This is a genomic window from Hydrogenibacillus sp. N12, from assembly GCF_019645935.1.
Classification (GTDB): Bacteria; Bacillota; Bacilli; order Thermicanales; family DSM-22653; genus Hydrogenibacillus; species Hydrogenibacillus schlegelii.
Genome location: NZ_CP080953.1, coordinates 285,042 through 303,234 on the forward strand (window position 1 = coordinate 285,042; position 18,193 = coordinate 303,234).

The following is an 18,193-nucleotide window of genomic DNA, read 5'->3' on the forward strand; positions in this document are numbered from 1 at the left end:
GACGGCAGGGGTGTTTCCCCCGCGCATGCGGGGATGGACCCGCACCGAAGAAGTATGACGGCCGGGCGATCGTGTTTCCCCCGCGCATGCGGGGATGGACCCACGTGCAATGCGATGCCCTGTGCCATAGGGCGGTTTCCCCCGCGCATGCGGGGATGGACCCTTCGGTAGCTACAAGCTGCCTATCGCCGAAGTGTTTCCCCCGCGCATGCGGGGATGGACCTTTGGCCAGAGCTTGGACGAATCTTGGCAAGAAGTTTCCCCCGCGCATGCGGGGATGGACCCTGGAGACAAGCCGGGGCAGGGAGGCTTACGCCGTTTCCCCCGCGCATGCGGGGATGGACCCATCAACGCCTACCGGTGAGCCAGTGCCGGGGTGGTTCCCCCGCGCATGCGGGGATGGACCGTCAATCGGCTTCGACGGCTTTTACCCCAAAGAGTTTCCCCCGCGCATGCGGGGATGGACCTTTTCTGTGTGCATAAATCAATCCCACAGTAAAGTTTCCCCCGCGCATGCGGGGATGGACCTGACGTTCCCATCTTCCATCGAAAGGGTGAAAAGTTTCCCCCGCGCATGCGGGGATGGACCTGGAAGTGGTTGTCGTCTCGGATCGGTTTTTGCGTTTCCCCCGCGCATGCGGGGATGGACCTTACCGCTTCCGGGCCGCGTTCCCCGATCATCGGTTTCCCCCGCGCATGCGGGGATGGACCTTTGCGCGCGACCGTCCTGGTGTAAGGTGTGTCGTTTCCCCCGCGCATGCGGGGATGGACCCTCAGACGGCGTCGGGAGCTCGATGTGAAGAGAGTTTCCCCCGCGCATGCGGGGATGGACCTTTTTCCATCATCGCCACCTCCAGAAAGACATCGTTTCCCCCGCGCATGCGGGGATGGACCCCAGCACCGACTCCAACCAGCACACCGATAAGAGTTTCCCCCGCGCATGCGGGGATGGACCCTTGTTGGCCTCGACGGCACCGAACCCGGACGGGTTTCCCCCGCGCATGCGGGGATGGACCTGTACCTGACGAACGGCGATGTCCCGACGGTGGGTTTCCCCCGCGCATGCGGGGATGGACCTGCGACCGTGACCTCAGACCAGTACCGGATGCCGTTTCCCCCGCGCATGCGGGGATGGACCTTTTTACTGCTCCATACACACTTTTTTGTTCACGTTTCCCCCGCGCATGCGGGGATGGACCCGTATCTAACCGTTCGATGGCAATCGGAAGCAGGTTTCCCCCGCGCATGCGGGGATGGACCTCACGAAGATAAGCTCTCCAGTCCCGAATTAAAGTTTCCCCCGCGCATGCGGGGATGGACCGTACTTTTTTACGCACCATCGACCGCGCACGACGTTTCCCCCGCGCATGCGGGGATGGACCGCATCTCAAGGCCGGCACTGAGGTCAGCCGTCCGTTTCCCCCGCGCATGCGGGGATGGACCCGCTGTTACTGCGGCAGTGCCGCTATTTGTCATGTTTCCCCCGCGCATGCGGGGATGGACCCTCCTCCATATTCCGATCGGTAAGATAAACCTTGTTTCAGTCGTGTCCGGTATCATGTGTAAAAACGGATGGTCCAGGTGACATAAAATGAGCCATCCGGCCCTCTTTGGTAGAATGTGAGACGGAGAAGAAACCACTTCACCAGGAGGGATACCGGATGGCTCAGTACCAGATTACCGTGGACGACGAGATTTTGGAAGGCCTCTTTCAGCGGGATGGAGGCGTGGCAAAGCTGGTGGAGAGTGTGGTCAACCAGATCCTCCAAGCGCAAGTGCAGGAGCATCTGAAAGCGGCGCCATACGAGCGCACGAAAGAACGCCAAGGCTATCGCAACGGAACAGTCACCCGCACCCTGACAACCCGTGTGGGGCGGCTGGTGTTGCGGGTTCCGAGGGTCCGGAATGGCCAGTTCTCCACAGAGCTGTTTGCTCGGTACCAGCGCAGCGAACAAGCGTTCATCATCGCCCTGATGGAGATGGTTGTGAACGGCGTGTCCACCCGGGACGTGGCGAAAGTCACCGAGCAGTTGTGCGGCACGACGTTCTCGAAGTCCACGGTCTCCGAGCTGTGCAAGCGCCTTGATCCCATCGTTCAGGGATGGAATAATCGCAGCCTTGCTGAGCATCGTTATCCGTTCCTGCTGGTGGACGCTTTGGTACTCCGGATTCGGGAGGAAGGGCGTGTTCGCTCTCGAGCGGCCATGATCGCTGTTGGCATCAACGAAGAAGGGTACCGTGAGATTCTTGGCTTGATGTTGGGCGACAGCGAATCGGAGGCCAGCTGGCGGGAGTTCTTTGCCTGGCTGAAGAACCGGGGTCTCCGCGGCGTTGACGTTGTGGTGTCTGACAGTCATGGCGGGCTGGTGAAGGCACTGCAGACGGAGTTTCAGGGATGCACCTGGCAACGGTGCCAGACCCACTTCATGCGCAATATCTTGGACGCCACACCCAAGGCGTTGCAGAAGGAGGTCTACAAGCGTGTACGAGCCATTCTTGATGCGCCCGACCTCAAGACGGCCCGACTGCTCATGAATGAATTTGTGGAGGAGTACGCTGAGAAGGCACCCAAGGCCGTCAAGGTGCTAGAGGAGGGCTTTGACGACGTCACGGCCGTGCTGGTCTTGCCGTGACGCTCACGGCGGCGCTTGCGTACCACGAACGGCGTGGAACGACTCAACGAGGAGATTCGCCGCCGTGAAAGAGTCATCCGCATCTTTCCCAACCGGGAATCCGTGATACGGTTGCTTGGAGCGCTACTCATGGAGATAGACGAGACGTGGACCACTGGGCACCGCTACCTGAATATGGATGAGTATTGGCAGTGGAAGAAGGAACAACAGAAATCCACTGAGCCGGCCATGCTGCACGTTGTGAATGCCTGAGTGACCTGTCCTTTCATTCGCCGAAGAGGGCAATTTACACATGATACTGGACTTGATCAGCCCTAAGACCCTACGATACTTATTGACTCGCTGTATCGCAGGGCGATCACTGCGGCATCCCCCTTCCCGCAGCGGGAACGCGGGATGTACCCACATTCTTACCCGACCGGTGATCTGAGGGTTGAGATGCCGTTTGAATCGGTAGACTGCGGCCTGTTCCTCCAGCCCCATTACAGGGCCTTCATCAGTCGTGACCGCGCTCTCACCAGCCCAAACCCATTTCGGCACTGCGCCTTATAGGGACCGGCCCCGTACCGGCGGTTTGTAGGTTCATCCGAACCTAGGCCGTGGCTGGCTTTCCCCGTTCCTGCTTCCCTAGCCGTGCATACGCCCGTTTAGGTGGCCGCTATGGGCCGGATGCCCACTCATCCCCGTTGCCGGATGGGAGCGTTTCATACCCGAAACTTTACTCCGCGCCGGGCAACAAGTCCTTGAGGAACCGCTCATGGCGTCCTCGGACAACCATCCGTTTCCGGATGGCTACGTTGACGACCCGTACACTCGCGGCTTCGTCGGGGAGGGAGACACCCTCCCATTCTCACCATGCGGGCCTTATGGCGCCCCGGCGTATACACCATGGCCTTGCGGCTGTAGGTGCATTGACGCCGACTTCACCTGGCTTCAGACCCCGGAAGGCCGGTACCCTCCGACGCCTGCAGGAGTATCAGGCCGGCAGTTTCGAGGCGGCATGGGCCTCTCATTCCTGCCGTCGGGAAGCAAGTTAGGATGATCTTTCATCCCGCACTTTTCGTCTTGCTCATGCAAGACTTATAGTGCAACGGGTCGCACTGAGGTTGAATTTGACGATAGCAGATTGGAGACTGTACAGCTCTCACAGATTGACAAAGTGATTTGGAAAAGGTGAAGCCTATGAGATGGAACATCGCTAGAAATTAACAAGGAGTTTTTATCGCACGAAGGCGTGGCGCAGTACTGTGACACCTGATTCATCTACAATGAACTCCGGTTCAAAGAGCGATTGGGGTTTAACTTCAAAGGAGGTCAACGTTGATAGGCAAAGATCGAAATGAGGGTTTGCCAGATAAAATTGTCGCTCGGATCAGCTTAAATATGATTCCTCAATTCATCCCACGCATTGAAGGCGGACCTTTGCCCAACCAGTTCCTTGCGCTTATTATTGATATTGAAACGACAGGTTTAAATCCAAAAATAGATGAAATAATTGAATTTGCCGGCCTTCTTGTTGTTGTAGATGGGGAGAAAGGGACGATTGAAGGTTACTTAGATGCATATGCCGGTTTACAAGAGCCTTCTCGACAAATACCTGAAAAGGTTTCGCAAATAAACGGCTTGAAAAAAGCAGATCTCATTGGATTAAAATTTGACTCAGAAAGAATAAAAAGATTAATCGATCAGGCTGATGTATTGATATCGCACAATGTAAGATTCGACAAAAAGTTTATAAGTAAAATATACAGGAGAGATAATATTAAAAGTCTTTGGTTGGATACGTTGATAATTGATTGGCATCGTATTTGTGGGGCGCAAAATCGCAGATTGGATACACTCAGATCCATTTTTGGTATTGATAACTTGATACCACATTCTGCACTTGGGGACGTTCTTTCGCTTGTATTAATCTTAAGAAATGTTATTAATGGCTTTCCCGTTTCAAAGCACATATTCACTGAACGTCTGTTTAATATGCTGAGGAAAAAAAGATTAATTTAGAAATATAGATTAGGTACGGTTCGCCAAAAACGTCGGACGGGACTCCGTAGTGTGTCGGCACGCTACGCTTTAGGGTAGCGTTAGAAGGCCGGTGAAAAACCCCTTCGTTTTGAAGGAAAACCGGACCCATGGATCGAATTCATTCAATCAAAGCAAGCAAGCATCCCTTCTCAAAAAGGAGATTCAAACATGCGGCCTCGACGATTGACTTCCCATCAACCCAAATTGTTTCAGCATATTGATATGGAAGCCCTCGTGCCACAAAATCACATCCTTCGCCAAATCGATCGCGTCTTGGACTTCTCTGCGATCCATGAGTGGGTCGCCCCGCTTTATTCGGAACGCACCGGACGCCCGGCCGTCGATCCGGAACTCGTCATGCGAATCATCTTACTTTCTTACCTCTTCAATCACTCTGAGCGGGAACTCTTTCAAACGCTCCCCATGCACGCCGGTTATTTGTGGTTCTTAGGGCTCGATTTTGAGTCCGTACTTCACCCGGAGGCCGGGGGTCCGCGGCTTCCGGATCGTACGACCGTGGTCAAAACACGAAAACTTTGGCGCAGGCACGGCATTTTTGAGAAAGCCATGCGCCATGTGGTGGATCAGTGCATCGCCGCAGGGCTCGTTCAGCCGGAAGTGCATGTCGCGGTGGACGGTACGCTTGTCCGAGCCAATGCTTCCATCCACAGTTTAAAGCCCATCGCGCCGGTCCCCGTGGAGTCGCTTGACGCTTATCTGGCCCGGCTGGAGGAAGAAGATCGCTCGTTTTCCGACGGCGGGGACGAGGTGCAGGACGACTCCTCTCCGTCTGACCTCCATCCTCCCGATCCGGACCCAAACCTTTCGTCCCCAGACTCTTAAGGCTTGGCGGTTTTCGTTCCGCGAGGAGCGGTTCGGGCAAAGGGTTGCTCTTCCATCGAAAGGATTCCACGGCCCTGAACGGAGGGGATCGATGCGCATTCTCCATACCGCCGACTGGCACCTCGGGAAGACGCTCGAAGGCCGGAGCCGGCAGGACGAGTTCGAAGCGATGGTCGATGAGATGGCGGCGATCGTCCGGGAGGAAGCCATAGACGTCGTGCTGCTTGCGGGGGACGTCTTCGATGCGCCCAATCCGCCGGCGTGGGCGGAGGCGCTCTTTTTTGAGGCGCTGGCGCGGCTTTCGGAGGACGGGCGTCTCGTCATCGTCATCGCCGGCAACCACGACCAGCCGGAGCGCCTGGCAGCGGCCCGGCCCCTCATCGTCGGGAGCCCCCGACGCATCTTGCTCATCGGCCCGCTCGATGCGGACGGCGCCGCAGCCGGTGAACCCGATGCCGGGGCCGGCGCCGCCGCGGCGGGCGGTCGGCCTGCGGCGCGTCGGGAAGCAGGGCGGGAGAGGCAGAGCGGGCTTGACGAGCCGGCGGGCCGGGCAGAGGTGGAGCGCTTCCGGCCGCTTTCGCTCGTCGTCCCCCGCACCGGGGAGCGGCTCGTCGTTGCGGCGCTTCCGTTTCCGTCCGAACGGCGCCTCGGGACGCTTTTTTCCGCCGATCCGGCCGCCGAGGCCATGCAGGACGCCTACGACCGGCGGGTGCGGGCGCTCCTTCAGGGGATGGCCGGCGCCTTTCGACCGGATGCGGTGAACGTCGTCCTCACCCACCTCTTCGTCGCCGGAGGGGAGACGAGCGATTCGGAGCAGCCGATCCAGCTCGGCGGCGCGTACACGGTACGGCCGGAAAGTTTTCCTGTCGCCCACTACGTCGCCCTCGGGCATCTGCATCGGCCGCAGTGGGTGGCGGGGGCGCCGGCGCCGGTGCGATATGCCGGGGCTCCCCTTCAGCTCGGCTTTTCCGAGGCCGGCTTCGCCAAGTCGGCGACGGTGCTGGAACTTCGGCCAGGGGCGCCGGTGCCGGCGCCCGAAGGTCGGATGGGAGCCGGAGGGGGGCAGGTGAAGGAGGTGTTTCTTTCCTCCGGGCGGCCCCTCGTCCGCTGGCGGGCGGAAGGCGGACTCGCGCCGGTCTGGCGCCGGATCGAGCGGGGCGACGATCCGACGGCGTGGATCGATCTGGAGCTCGCCCTGCCTTCCGGTGCCGACCTGCCGGGCGAGGAGGAAATCCGGCGGCTTAGGGCGGCCCGCCCGGGGATCGTCGGGATCCGCTTCGCCATCGCGCCGGTCGGGCCCGCCGCCGGGGCGGTTCGCCTCCGGGAGCTTCCGTGGGATGAGCGGTTCCGCCGGTTTTACCGGGAGAAAACCGGTGCGGAGCCGGGGGAGGAGCTCGTGAAGCTCTTTCTTGTCTACCTGAACGAGCTGGAGACGGAGGAGGACGGCGATGCGGCCGCTTCGGCTGGAATTTGAAGGTTTGCACAGCTACCGGGAAAAGGCGATCATCGATTTTCGGCCGCTCACTCGGGCGGGGCTTTTCGGCATTTTCGGCCCGACGGGGAGCGGCAAATCGACGATTCTCGACGCCATCACCCTCGCCCTGTACGGGACCGTCGTCCGGGCGGAGCGGGGGACATCCGGCATTTTGAACGTCGACGCCGACGGGCTTGCCGTCGCCTTCGACTTCGCCCTCGCCGGCACCGCCTACCGCGTCGAGCGCCGCTACCGCCGGCCTTCGGGGCGCGGGGAGCGCCTCGACGGAGAGCGGAAAGAGGCGGGAGACGGAGCCTCCTTTGGCTTGAAAAACGAAAGCGCCCGCCTCCTCCGCCTGAAGGGGCCGGCGCCGGAGGAAGCGGTCCCGCTCGAGGTGCTGGCGGAAAAGCCGCGGGAGGTCGATCGGGCCGTCGTGCGGCTGATCGGGCTGACGGGTGACGATTTTACCCGGGCGGTGGTGCTGCCGCAGGGGCGGTTTCACGAATTTTTGACCCTCAAGGGCAAAGACCGGCGGGAGATGCTCGAGCGCATCCTGAACCTGGAACGGTACGGGAAAGCGCTTTACGAACGGGTCAACGCCCGGGCTCGGGCGCTCGAGTCGGAGCGGGAGGTCAAAGCGGCGGAGCGGATCGGCCTCGGCGACGCGTCCCGGGAGGCGCTGGAGGCGGCGAAGGCGGCCCATGCCCGGGCGGAAGCCGAGCGGGCGGCGGCGGAAGGGCGGCTTCAGGCGCTCCGGGCGGAGGTCGAGGCGCTGCGGAAGGTCCGGGAGCTCCAGGAAAAAGAAGCGGAGCTCGAGGCGGCCCTTCGGCGGCACCGGGCCCGGGCGCCGGAGATCGAAGCCATGCGGGAAGCGCTTCGCCAGGCGGAGGCGGCGGCCCATCTCCGGCCGTACGCCGAGGCGCTGGTTCGAGAAGCGGACCGGCTTCAGGCCGCCTTCCGCGTCCGGGAGGCAGCGCGGGCGAAGGCGGCCGAGGCGGCCTCCCGGCTCGAGCAGGCGGAGGCCGATCTCGCTGCCCGCCGCGAGCGGGCGGAGGCGCTCCGGCCGGACCTTCTCCGGCAGGCGGAGCGGTATCGGATGGCCGAAGCCCGGGCGGCCCGGCTTCTTGCGCTGGAGGCGGAGATCGCCGAGGACAAACGGAAGCGGGATCTGGCGGCCGCCGAAACGGCGGCCCATGAGCGGACGCTCATGCGTCTCAAAGCCGAGGAGGCGGCGAAAAAAGAGCGGATCCGGGCGCTGAAGGCGGAGGTCGAGCGGCTTGCGCTTCCGGAGGAGCGGCGAAAGCGGCTCGATGACGCCTGGCAGGCGGCCGTGCGGCTCCGGCAGGCGGAAGAGGCGGCCGAGGCGGGTTCGACGCGGGCGGCGGAGGCCCGGGAGGCTGCCGCCCGGGAGATCGGGGCGGCCGCCTCGAGCTTTGAGCGGCTGGCCCGGGCGGTAAGCGACGGTCGGGCGCGGGTCGCCGCGGCGGAGGGGCGCCTTGCGGTCGCCGCGTCCCTTTGGGCCGACGCCCTTCCGAAGCTTTCGGCGGCCCTTGAAAAGGCGGAGGAGGTCGTGCGGCTCCGGCATAAAGCGGCGGAGCGGGACGGTCTCATCCGGGAACTCGCGTCGCACCTCGTCGACGGCATCCCGTGCCCGGTCTGCGGCTCTTCGCACCATCCGGCCCCGGCCCACCTCCGGCCGGAGGCCGCGCATGGGGCCGGGGCGACGGCGGCGTTCGCGGCGGAGGTCGGCGAGCTCGGAAAGGTATGGCTCGTCGTCCGAAGCACCCTTCAGGCGCGAAGCGAGGCGCTTTCCGCAAGCCGCGCGGCGGTCGCCGATCGGCTGGCCTCCGCGGAGAAGTCGCTGGCCGAAGGGAAGCGGCTTCTCGCCGCAGGGCCGGGTTCCCCCGACGGAGGGGCGACGGCGCTTGAGCCGGGCGCGGCGCCGGATCCGGCGTCTTCCGGGGCGCCGGGCGCGGCGCCGAACCTCGCGCCGGAGGCCGTCCGGGAAGCTTTGGCGGAGTCGCTGGAGAATTTAGCGGAGTCGGCGGCGGCGATCCCCGAAGCGGAAAAAGGCGCGACGCCGGAGACGTTCGGGGATCGGCCGGGGACGCCCGACGGCCGGGGCGAGGCGGCCGCCCGGGCGGAAGCGGCGGTGCGGGCTGCCCTTTCGGCCGTGGAACGGCTCGCCCTCGATTCGACCGCGCCTTTTGGACCGGGTGAAGCCCCGTCCTTGAACCCGGGTGCGGCCTCCTCCCTCGGTCCGGAGGCGACGGGGCCCCTCACCGGGGAAGCGCCGGGCACCGCCGAGGCGGATGCGTTGCGAGAGCTTCGGGCGGCGGTCGAGGCGCTGGGGGCGTTCGCCGAAGATCTGGATGCCGCGCGTCGGGGGCTGGAGGCGTTCGTCCGGACGCTTGACGCGGAAGAAAAAGCGTTTGCCCTGCGGCTGGAGGCGGCGCGGCGCGCCCGGGACGGGGCCGCCCGGGCGGAAGAAGAAGCCCGGGAGAAAGCCCAAGCCCGGAAGGCGGCGGCCGAAGCGTATGCGGCCCGCTTTCCCGACTTGCCGTGGTCGGACGTCGACCGGCTTCGGGAAGCGGCCTTCCGGCAGGCCCGGGAGGCCGAGGCGCACCGGCAAGCGCTCGAGCAGGCGATGGCCGAGCTCGAGCAACTCCGTAAGGCGCAGACGGAGGCGCAGGCGGTCCTGGAGGCGGCCGGGGCGGCCCTCGCCCGCCACGAGGCAGAGCTTCGGGCGCGGGAGGTGCAGGCCGGAGAACTGAAACGGGAGCTTTCGGTCCTCACCGGCGGCCGCCCGCCGGAAGGACTTCGTCAGGCGGTGGAAGCCGAGCTTCAGGCCCTCGACGAGGCGGTCCGGCGGGCGGAAGCGGCGGTGGCGGCGGCCCGGGAGGCGCATCGGGCGACCGAAAAGGAATTTTCGTCCGCCGAAAGCGCCCTTCAGGAGACCCGGCATCGTCTGGAGCAGGCGAAGGCTGCCTGGGACAACGTCCGGCCGGAGTTCGAAGCGATCGATGCCGGTTTTGCCGATCCGAAGGCGGCGCTTCAGGCCGTGCGAGACGAACGGGAGATGGCGTTCCTTCGGCACGAGCTCGACGGCTACGCCCGGGAAGGGGCGGCGCTCGAAGCCCGGCGGGCGGAAGTGGCGGCGGCGCTCGAGGCGGCGTTTCGCGACGTCCAGCCCGCGGCCGTCCTTCGCGAGAATTCGTTTCGCGCCGGGACATCGCCGGCCGTCCCCGGCGGCCGGCTCCCGTCGGCGGTCTTCGAAGCGGCCGAGGCGGCCCTGCGGGAGCAGGAGGTGGCCGTTCAGAGGGCCACGGAACGGGTCGGGGAGGCGGCGGAAAAGCTCGCCGCGCTTCAGGCCCGCCACGCGCGCTACCTCGCCCTGACCGCCGAGCTGGAGCGGCTGGAGAAGGCGGTCGTCCTTCACAAGCAGCTCTTGAAAGCGCTCGAGGGACGGGCGTTCGTCGAGTACCTCGCCCGGGAGGAGCTCGTCGCCTTGAGCCGGGCCGCTTCCGAACGGCTCCAGGGGCTGACCGGCGGGCGACTTTCGCTGGAGGTCGACTCCGAGTCCAATTTCGTCGTCCGGGACTATTTGCGGGGCGGCCGCCTCCGGCCGGTGTCCTCCTTGTCCGGCGGAGAGACGTTTCTCGCTTCGCTGGCGCTGGCGCTGGCGCTCTCGTACGCCGTTCAGCTGAAGGGGACGGATCCGCTCGAGTTTTTCTTTCTCGATGAGGGCTTCGGCACCCTCGATCCGGAGGCGCTCGAGGTCGTCATCGGGACGCTCATGCGGCTTTCGTCGGAGCGGATGGCGGTCGGCGTCATCACCCACGTGCCGGCGTTTCGGGAGCGCATCCCGTACCGGCTCATCGTCGAGCCGGCGGACGAGACGCGCGGTTCGCGGGTGCGCTTTGAAGTGATGTGACCTGCCGAAGGAGGGATGGCGATGGGGCTTCGCTTTTCCCGGCGCGTGCGGCTGGCCAAGGGCGTGTATTTGAATTTTTCGAAGCGTTGGGTGGGCGTGAGCGTCGGCGTCCGCGGTTTTCGCGTCGGGGTCGGCCCCCGCGGGCCGTACGTTTCGGCGGGAATCCCGGGAACGGGCCTCTATGCGGTCGAGTCCCTTAAGAAGGGGTCTCGCCCCAAAGCGCATCAGGTGCCGCGAACGGAGAAGGTCAACTTCCCGGCCTCCGACGGGTTTCTTTCCGGCGGGCCGCTGGCGGCGCGGCTGGGGGAGCGGGCGTTTGCCCTGCCTGCTTGGGCGCCCGGCGACGACGAGGCGCCGCCGTGGAGCGGTCCGTGGCGGGACGACGCTTGGACGCTGGCGTTTCGCGCGGCGGCGGCGGATGCCTTCGGCGAGACGAAAGCCGCCGTGGCGTTGTATCGCCGGTATCTCGCCCGCTTTCCGGACGATCCGGCGGCCCGCTTTCGCCTGGGGCTTCTCGACATGGCCCTAAGATCCCGGTCGTCCTTCGTCATCGAATCGCCCGCTGCCGTCGGATCGCCCGCCGCAGCCGGCCCCCCGGAAGGCGGCCCTCCGGACGACGAACGAGGGGACGAACCTTCCGGCACCGAAGCGCTGCGCGCGGTCGTGCGCGCCTTTGTGGCGGCGGAGCGTTCCGTTCCGCCGACGGCGCTCACGGCGCTTGCGGCCGCCCATCTGACGGAGGGGCACGCCGACGCGGCGCTGATGCTTCTTGCGCAGGTCAGGGTGCCCAGAAGGCAGGCCGATGCGTGGATCCGGTCGGTCCGATTGCTCCGGGCCAAAGCGCATCTCCTTCTGGGCCGGGAAGCGGCCGCTCGCCGGGAGCTTGCGCTGCTTGCGGCGCTGGGGGAGGGCGGCGGATCGACGGAGGCGCTTTTGGCGTATGTTCAGAAGAAGGAGCCGGCCGTCCTCTGGTGCGGATCAATCGATGTGGCATGAAAAAATCGATGGAAGCGAGCAAGGGTGGTCTTGAGGGGCATGGGCGGCATGGACGCGGGAGCGGTATGGGCGATGAAGCTGCCGTCGGTCGTCATCGCCGATGAGGATCGTTATGTCTACTACCGACCGAGCCCGTTCATCGATTTGCACATCCGGCCGGGCGATCCGATCAAGCCCGATTCCGTCACCGAGAAGGCCCTGCGCCTGAACCGCGAGGTCGCCGAACCGCGCGATGAGCGCCTGTTCGGCGTGGCCTATTTTGGCTTCTCCGTTCCGTTGACCGAAGCGGGCCGCCGTCGGGGCGCCGTCACGCTGGTCTTTCCGCTGGCGGATCGGGAGCGGGCCGGGCTTCCGCCGAAGGGCCCGTTTCTCACCGTCTGGAGCCGCGAGCGCTGGATTCCGCTCGACTTTGAAGACGTCATCTACCTGGAGGCGCAAAACCGCAAGACGTTCGTCAGGGCGATGGACGTTCAGGGCATGCACCGCGAATCGCTTTCCTCCCTGGAGGCATCGCTTCCGGCTGACCGCTTTGCGCGCATCCACCGGGCGTATATCGTCAACGTCCGGCAGATCGCCGAGATCCATCCGTATTCGCATTCCACGTTGCTTCTCGTGATGCGCGACGGCTCGCGCCTGCCGGTGAGCCGGACATATGCGCCGCTTTTGCGACAGCGGCTCGGCTTCTGAGACCTGAAGGGCCGGGAGGGGCGAGCGGCCTGCGCCGCCGATGCGGCCGGTGCGGCGCGCGGCAGTCACCCCAGATGCAAGGGATGGGCGTGCCGGAAGCGCCGGTGCCGCCGGCGTCACGTTTTGGACCGCTCATGTATGAAAAAAGCCGTTTGGTGTCAAAATACTCGACCGCGGGCCTTGACTCTGCTATGTTGCCTTTTAAAAAGCGCGGAAAGGAGCGAAAGGCCCGTGGTCTCCTCTGAAGAAATGAAAGCGCTTCTCGGCGATGCCCGTCTTCACGATCGCGTGGTCACGGCGGACGTGGCCGCATCCTGGATCGAGGACGGCATGACGCTCGGCCTAAGCGGGTTTACGCGGGCCGGCGAGCCGAAAGCGGTGCCGTTTGCCCTAGTCGAGCGGGCCAAGCAGGCGCCGCTTAAAGTGAACATCATCACCGGCGCGTCGTTAGGCTCGGACGTCGACCGCGTTCTGGCCGAAGCCGGGATCGTCCGCCGGCGTCTGCCGTATCAATCCGACGACGTGATGCGCCGAAAGATCAACCGCGGAGAGATCCTGTACATCGATCAGCATTTGTCCGAGACCGCGGAGTGGATCCGCGACGGCGTGCTGCCGCCGATCGACGTCGCGATCATCGAAGCGCTCGCCGTCACCGAAGCGGGGCTCCTCATCCCGACGACGTCGGTCGGGAATTCGGCGATTTTCGCGCAAAGGGCGCGCCGCGTGATCGTCGAGATCAACACCGCCCAGCCGCGAGGGCTCTACGGCATCCACGACGTGTACGACGTCGGCGTGCGCGGCGCCCGGGCCCCGATCCCCATCATCCGCCCGTCGGACCGCATCGGGCTTCCCGGCATACCCGTAGATCCGGACAAAATCCTTGCCGTCGTCTTCACCCACCGACCCGACTCGCCTTCGCCGATCTCCCCGCCGGACCGCGATACCGAGCGCATCGCGGCGCACATCCTTCGCTTTTTACGTGATGAAGTCGCCGCCGGGCGGCTTACGCCGCGTCTTGCGCCGCTTCAGGCGGGCATCGGTTCGGTGGCCAACGCCGTCCTGTACGGCCTTCTGGATTCGGAATTCCACGACCTCGAATTTTACTCCGAAGTGCTGCAAGATGCCGTTTTCGATCTGATCGACGCCGGCAAAATCGTCTTTGCCTCGGCGGCGGCCGTCACGCTGACGGAAAAGAAGATGCGGGACGTCTTCGGGCGGTTTGACGCCTATCGCGAACGCCTGGTGCTGAGACCGCAGGAAATATCGAATCATCCGGAGATCATCCGCCGCCTCGGCCTGATCTCCATCAACACGGCCCTGGAAGCGGACATCTACGGCAACGTCAACTCGACGCACGTGCGCGGCACGCAGATGATGAACGGCATCGGCGGATCGGGCGATTTTGCGCGAAATGCGCGTCTGACCATCTTCGTGACCAAGTCGGTGGCGCAAAACGGCGCCATCTCGCGCATCGTGCCGTTCGTCTCGCACGTCGACCATCCGGAACACGACGTCGACGTCCTCGTCACGGAATACGGCTATGCCGATCTGAGAGGCCTGGCCCCGATCGAGCGGGCGCCGCTCATCATCGAACGGTGCGCGCACCCGGACTATCGCCCGCTGCTTATGGAATATTTCCGCGAAGCGTTGAAGCGCGGCGGGCAGACGCCGCACGTGCTGGAGAAAGCCTTTGCCTTCCACCTCAACTACGAGCGCTACGGATCGATGCGCGCCAAGCCGACGACGGCGTCGATCGAGGCGCCGGTGTCGTCCTCGTGAGGGGAAACGCGCGCCGGTGCCACCGCCTGGAAGACACTCCACGGTGACGAGCGTAGTATAATATTCGGTGCTCCAGGGAATGCCCGCGCCCGTGAGGCAGACTGTGGAAGGAGGGGTGGGCCCTTGCGGACTAAAGGCTTGACCATCTCGCGTTGGACGGGGCTGTGGCTTCTCGCCGCCGCTTCGTTTCTTGCCGGGTGCTCTGCCGAGACGCATCCCGGCGATGGGAGGGAGGCCACAGCTTCCATCGATGTCCTTCCTTCTTTTCTGCACAATGCGCCCGATGACGTTCGGGCGACATACCGTCTTGCCGCGAGGCACGCCGATATGCTTGAGTGGATCCCTTGCACCTGCGGTTGCGGATCGATCGGGCATCGGAGCAACCGCGACTGCTTTATCGCCGAAAGGCGTCCGGACGGTCCGGTGGTATGGGACAGTCACGCGGTCGGCTGCGATGTCTGTTTGAACATTGCGGTGGATGCGGCGCGAATGGCGGAAAGCGGCATGCCGGTGTCGGAAATCCGGAAGGCGATTGACACGAAGTACGGGTCGTTCGGCCCGCCCACCCCGACGCCCGCGCCGCCGGTTTATTAAAGTTTATTAAAGTTAAAAAGGAGAGGGGATTCCCCTCTCCTTTTAAAATCGATCGGCACCGGCTTCAGTAGCCGTAACCGTGCCCGCCGGCGCGCAGGATGATCACGAGCAACACGTAGATGACGATGGCAAAGGCGAAATGTCTGCCGATGCCATGAAAGGCGTACCCGTCGCCGGCGCTCGCCGTCGCTTGCGCGAAGCTCATCGATCGGACACCTCCTTGATGGCCGGATCTCGTTCCGGATGAGAAGGGGGAAGGGCGACTCGCGATCCGGGAACGGCGTTGTCTTACCATCCGCCCCACCAGCGACCGTCAAGGACGATGACGAGAAGGACGTAGATGACGATCGCGAAGGCGAACAGGCTGATCCCTCCGTATCCCGGCGCCCCGTACGCGTGTGACATGCGTTTCACCTCCTCTCACTCAGTACGGTATGCATGACGACGGCGTCGGACAGGGAAGTTGTCCGGGGTTGGAAAGCGAAAATATTACACCAACCTGTCGTTCGTACACTGAGGGGGACTTGGGCAAAACAGGCTAAGAAAAAAACGAAGCCAAAGAGGATGAAACGGTTTTGTCCACGACGTTTGCCGCCAAACGTTAGGTTCGCTGGGTCGATTTGTCCAAAAGGCAGTTGACAACGCCCCCGTTCAAGCTCATAATGATCATAGCCGATAGGTAACCGGTTACACATCGAACCGACGCTCCATCTAACCGGTTTCATATCGCAAAAATGGCTGATTTGCCAACTGACGGAGATGACCGTGCCGACGATCCGCGATGTGGCCCGACTGGCCGGTGTGTCGGTCGCGACGGTGTCGCGCTATCTCAATCACAAAGGTTACGTCAGCCGGGAGACCGCCGAGAAGGTGGAGGCGGCCATTCGGGCGCTCAAGTTCGAACCGAACGAAGTGGCCCGGGGTCTCGCCAATCAGAAATTAAACGCGATCGCGGTCATCCTCCCGGACATCACGAATCCGTTTTTCCCGGAACTCTTGAAGGCGATCGACGAGCAGGCGGAACGTTACGGCTACAACGTCCTCGTCTGGAACGCCCGGTCGCACGCGTCGAAGCGGTCGTCTTACGCCCGGATGATCCGCCAGCAGTACCTCGACGGCGCGATCATCGCGGCCCACGACATCGCCGAAGACGAGATCGCGCGGCTTCAGGCCGAGGCGATCCCCCTCGTCCTCGTCGACCGGCCTTCTGCCCACGGCGTGCCGCAGATCCGGAGCCGGAACCGGGAGGGGGCGCGGCTGGCCGTTCGCCATCTGATGGCGATCGGCGCCGAGAAGATCGCCCATCTCTCCGGGCCGGCCTCGATTCTCCCGGCGGCCGAGCGGAGGCAGGGCTATCTCGACGAAGTCGAGGCGCGCCCCTGGTTTGCGCCGAGCCTCATCGTCGGCGGCGAGCTTTCGATCGAAGGCGGGATGGCGGCCACCGAAGCGCTGCTGGCCCGGCATCCCGACGTCGACGCCATCTTTGCGGCGAACGACCTGATGGCCATCGGCGCGCTCAAGGTGCTTCACCGCCGCGGCATCCGCGTGCCGGAAGACGTCGCCCTCATCGGGTTTGACGACATTCCGCTTGCCGCGGTCGTCGAACCGGAACTTTCCACCGTTCGCCAGCCGGTCGACGTGATGGGGCGGCTGGCCGTCGATCTTTTGCTGCGAAGGTCGAACGCTCGGCCGAAAAAAAAGCATCCCGCGGCGCAGCCGATCGAGCGCCCGGACGATCCGTCGTCTGCGGCCGGCCCGTCCGTTTATGAGCTCGAGGTTACCGTCATCGAGCGCGCCTCAACGTTGCGGAAAAATCGCTGAGAAACATCCGGTGCAAATATGCGGTTCAAAGGAGCGTCGGCGATGCGGCGTCCGCACATTGTCGTCGTCGGCAGTCTGAATCTGGATCTCATCGTCGAAGTCGACCGGCTGCCCGATCAAGGGGAGACGGTGCTCGGGAAAAAAGCGCACATGCTCCCCGGAGGGAAGGGCGCCAATCAGGCCGTCGCCGCCCGGCGCCTCGGCGCCGAGGTCAGCCTCATCGGCGCCGTCGGTCGCGATGCGTTCGGTGCCCGGCTGCTCGAGGCCTTGCGGACCGAGGGGATCGACACCGAGGGGGTCAAGGTCGTTCCGGATGAAGGGTCGGGGCTGGCGTTCATCACCCTGGCCGAAAGGGACAACCGGATCATCGTCGTTCCCGGCGCCAACGCCCGCCTCACCCCGGACGACGTCGACCGGCAGGCGGCGCTTTTCCGGGCGGCGGACGTCGTGCTCGTCCAGCTCGAGATTCCTCTCGAGGCGGTCGAAAAAGCGGTAGAGCTCGCCCGGCGCTCCGGCGTCCGCGTCATCCTGAACCCGGCGCCGGCCCGGCCGCTTCCGGCGACCCTCCTTCGCGCGGTCGACGTCCTGACGCCGAACCGCCTGGAACTGCGCGTCGTAAACGATCTCCCTCCTCCGGCGGTCGAAGCGCCGGAGGAGGAAGCGTCGGCGGCGCTTGAAGCCGGGGTCCGGGCGCTTTTGGCCCGGGGCGTCTCGTCGGTCGTCGTCACCCTCGGCGCGGAGGGCGCCGCTTATGCGATCCGGGATGCGCACGGCAACCCGGGAGGGCTGCACCGCGTTCCGGCGGTTCGGGTGCCGGTCCGCGACACGACCGGCGCCGGCGATGCGTTCAACGGGGCGCTGGCCGTCTCCCTCGCCGAAGGGAGGCCGCTGGGGGAGGCCGTCCGCATGGCGAACCGGGCCGCGGCCATTAAGGTGACGCGCTTCGGCGCTCAGGCGGGCATGCCGACGCGGGCCGAACTCGAACGCTGGCAGGAGTGAGATCGCGTGAAAAAAACCGGCATCCTCAACAGTCATCTCTCGCGGCTGATCGGCGAGCTGGGGCACACGGACCGGATCCTCATCGCCGATGCGGGCTTCCCGATTCCGCCGGGCGTCGAGCGGATCGATCTCGCCGTACGGCCCGGCCTGCCGCCGTTTCTCGAGGTCGTCGAGGCGGTGTTGACCGAACTCGCGGTGGAAAAAGCGCTGGTCGCGGAAGAAATGAGGCAGCAAAGCCCGGCCCTCTATCCCAGGCTCCGGGCGCTCCTCGGCGACGTCCCGATCGAAGCCGTGCCCCACGCGGCGCTGAAAACCGAGGCGACCAGCGTTCGGGCGATCGTCCGAACCGGCGAATTCACGCCGTATGCCAATGTGATCTTGCAGGCCGGGGTCGTTTTTTAGGAGGGG

The 18,193-nt window shown here is 64.3% G+C and carries 11 protein-coding genes, 2 pseudogenes and 1 CRISPR repeat array (1 of these 14 running past the window's edge); of the genes and pseudogenes, 12 read left to right on the forward strand and 1 reads right to left on the reverse strand.

The features are described 5' to 3' along the window. Window positions 1-1,504: a CRISPR direct-repeat array (repeat unit 28 nt; unit sequence GTTTCCCCCGCGCATGCGGGGATGGACC) (it extends 1,879 nt beyond the left edge of the window). Between the two features lie 157 nt (window positions 1,505-1,661). The 9 genes and pseudogenes from K2M58_RS01375 (at window position 1,662) to K2M58_RS01415 (ending at window position 14,965) form a co-directional block, all read left to right on the forward strand. Then, window positions 1,662-2,885: pseudogene (locus K2M58_RS01375) on the forward strand (IS256 family transposase). Between the two features lie 1,068 nt (window positions 2,886-3,953). Beyond that, window positions 3,954-4,637 carry a 3'-5' exonuclease gene (locus tag K2M58_RS01380; protein WP_220677975.1) on the forward strand — a complete coding sequence of 228 codons (684 nt, stop codon included), beginning with the start codon at window positions 3,954-3,956 and terminating at the stop codon, window positions 4,635-4,637. Window positions 4,638-4,826: 189 nt separating this feature from the next. Beyond that, a pseudogene (locus tag K2M58_RS01385) lies at window positions 4,827-5,384 on the forward strand (transposase); the annotation flags it as partial. A gap of 208 nt (window positions 5,385-5,592) precedes the next feature. Beyond that, complete coding sequence (locus tag K2M58_RS01390) at window positions 5,593-6,975, forward strand: exonuclease SbcCD subunit D (protein WP_220677976.1); 1,383 nt, start codon at window positions 5,593-5,595, stop codon at window positions 6,973-6,975. Further along, window positions 6,950-10,909 (forward strand): AAA family ATPase, encoded by a 3,960-nt coding sequence (locus K2M58_RS12790; RefSeq protein ID WP_220677977.1) that lies wholly within the window; start codon window positions 6,950-6,952, stop codon window positions 10,907-10,909. Before K2M58_RS01390 ends, K2M58_RS12790 begins: the two co-directional genes overlap by 26 nt. 21 nt (window positions 10,910-10,930) lie before the next feature. Beyond that, on the forward strand, window positions 10,931-11,905 hold the full coding sequence (locus K2M58_RS01400) for a DUF4236 domain-containing protein (RefSeq protein ID WP_220677978.1): 975 nt from the start codon (window positions 10,931-10,933) through the stop codon (window positions 11,903-11,905). 48 nt (window positions 11,906-11,953) lie between these two features. After that, window positions 11,954-12,592 (forward strand): LytTR family DNA-binding domain-containing protein, encoded by a 639-nt coding sequence (locus K2M58_RS01405; RefSeq protein WP_252393499.1) that lies wholly within the window; start codon window positions 11,954-11,956, stop codon window positions 12,590-12,592. Window positions 12,593-12,841: 249 nt separating this feature from the next. Then, window positions 12,842-14,371: a succinyl-CoA:acetate CoA-transferase ScpC gene (locus K2M58_RS01410; protein WP_220678744.1), complete on the forward strand. Its 1,530-nt coding sequence runs from the start codon at window positions 12,842-12,844 to the stop codon at window positions 14,369-14,371. Between the two features lie 123 nt (window positions 14,372-14,494). Then, window positions 14,495-14,965: a PCYCGC domain-containing protein gene (locus K2M58_RS01415; protein WP_252393500.1), complete on the forward strand. Its 471-nt coding sequence runs from the start codon at window positions 14,495-14,497 to the stop codon at window positions 14,963-14,965. 64 nt (window positions 14,966-15,029) lie between these two features. On the opposite strand, the gene K2M58_RS01420 is transcribed toward K2M58_RS01415, so the two are convergent. Next, a complete protein-coding gene (locus tag K2M58_RS01420; RefSeq protein WP_169793273.1) occupies window positions 15,030-15,170 on the reverse strand; it encodes a hypothetical protein in 141 nt (46 codons plus the stop codon). 554 nt (window positions 15,171-15,724) lie between these two features. On the opposite strand from K2M58_RS01420, the gene K2M58_RS01430 reads away from it, so the two are divergent. Genes K2M58_RS01430 through rbsD form a run of 3 tightly spaced genes read left to right on the forward strand, consistent with a single transcriptional unit; the run spans window position 15,725 to window position 18,187 of the window. Beyond that, window positions 15,725-16,786: a LacI family DNA-binding transcriptional regulator gene (locus K2M58_RS01430; protein ID WP_082718303.1), complete on the forward strand. Its 1,062-nt coding sequence runs from the start codon at window positions 15,725-15,727 to the stop codon at window positions 16,784-16,786. Window positions 16,787-16,828: 42 nt separating this feature from the next. After that, window positions 16,829-17,785, forward strand: coding sequence for a ribokinase (gene rbsK / locus K2M58_RS01435; protein WP_220677980.1), 957 nt, complete (start codon window positions 16,829-16,831; stop codon window positions 17,783-17,785). A 6-nt stretch (window positions 17,786-17,791) separates the two neighbouring features. Beyond that, window positions 17,792-18,187, forward strand: a complete 396-nt coding sequence (rbsD, locus tag K2M58_RS01440) for a D-ribose pyranase (RefSeq protein WP_066200583.1) — start codon at window positions 17,792-17,794, stop codon at window positions 18,185-18,187. Window positions 18,188-18,193 lie beyond the last annotated feature (6 nt).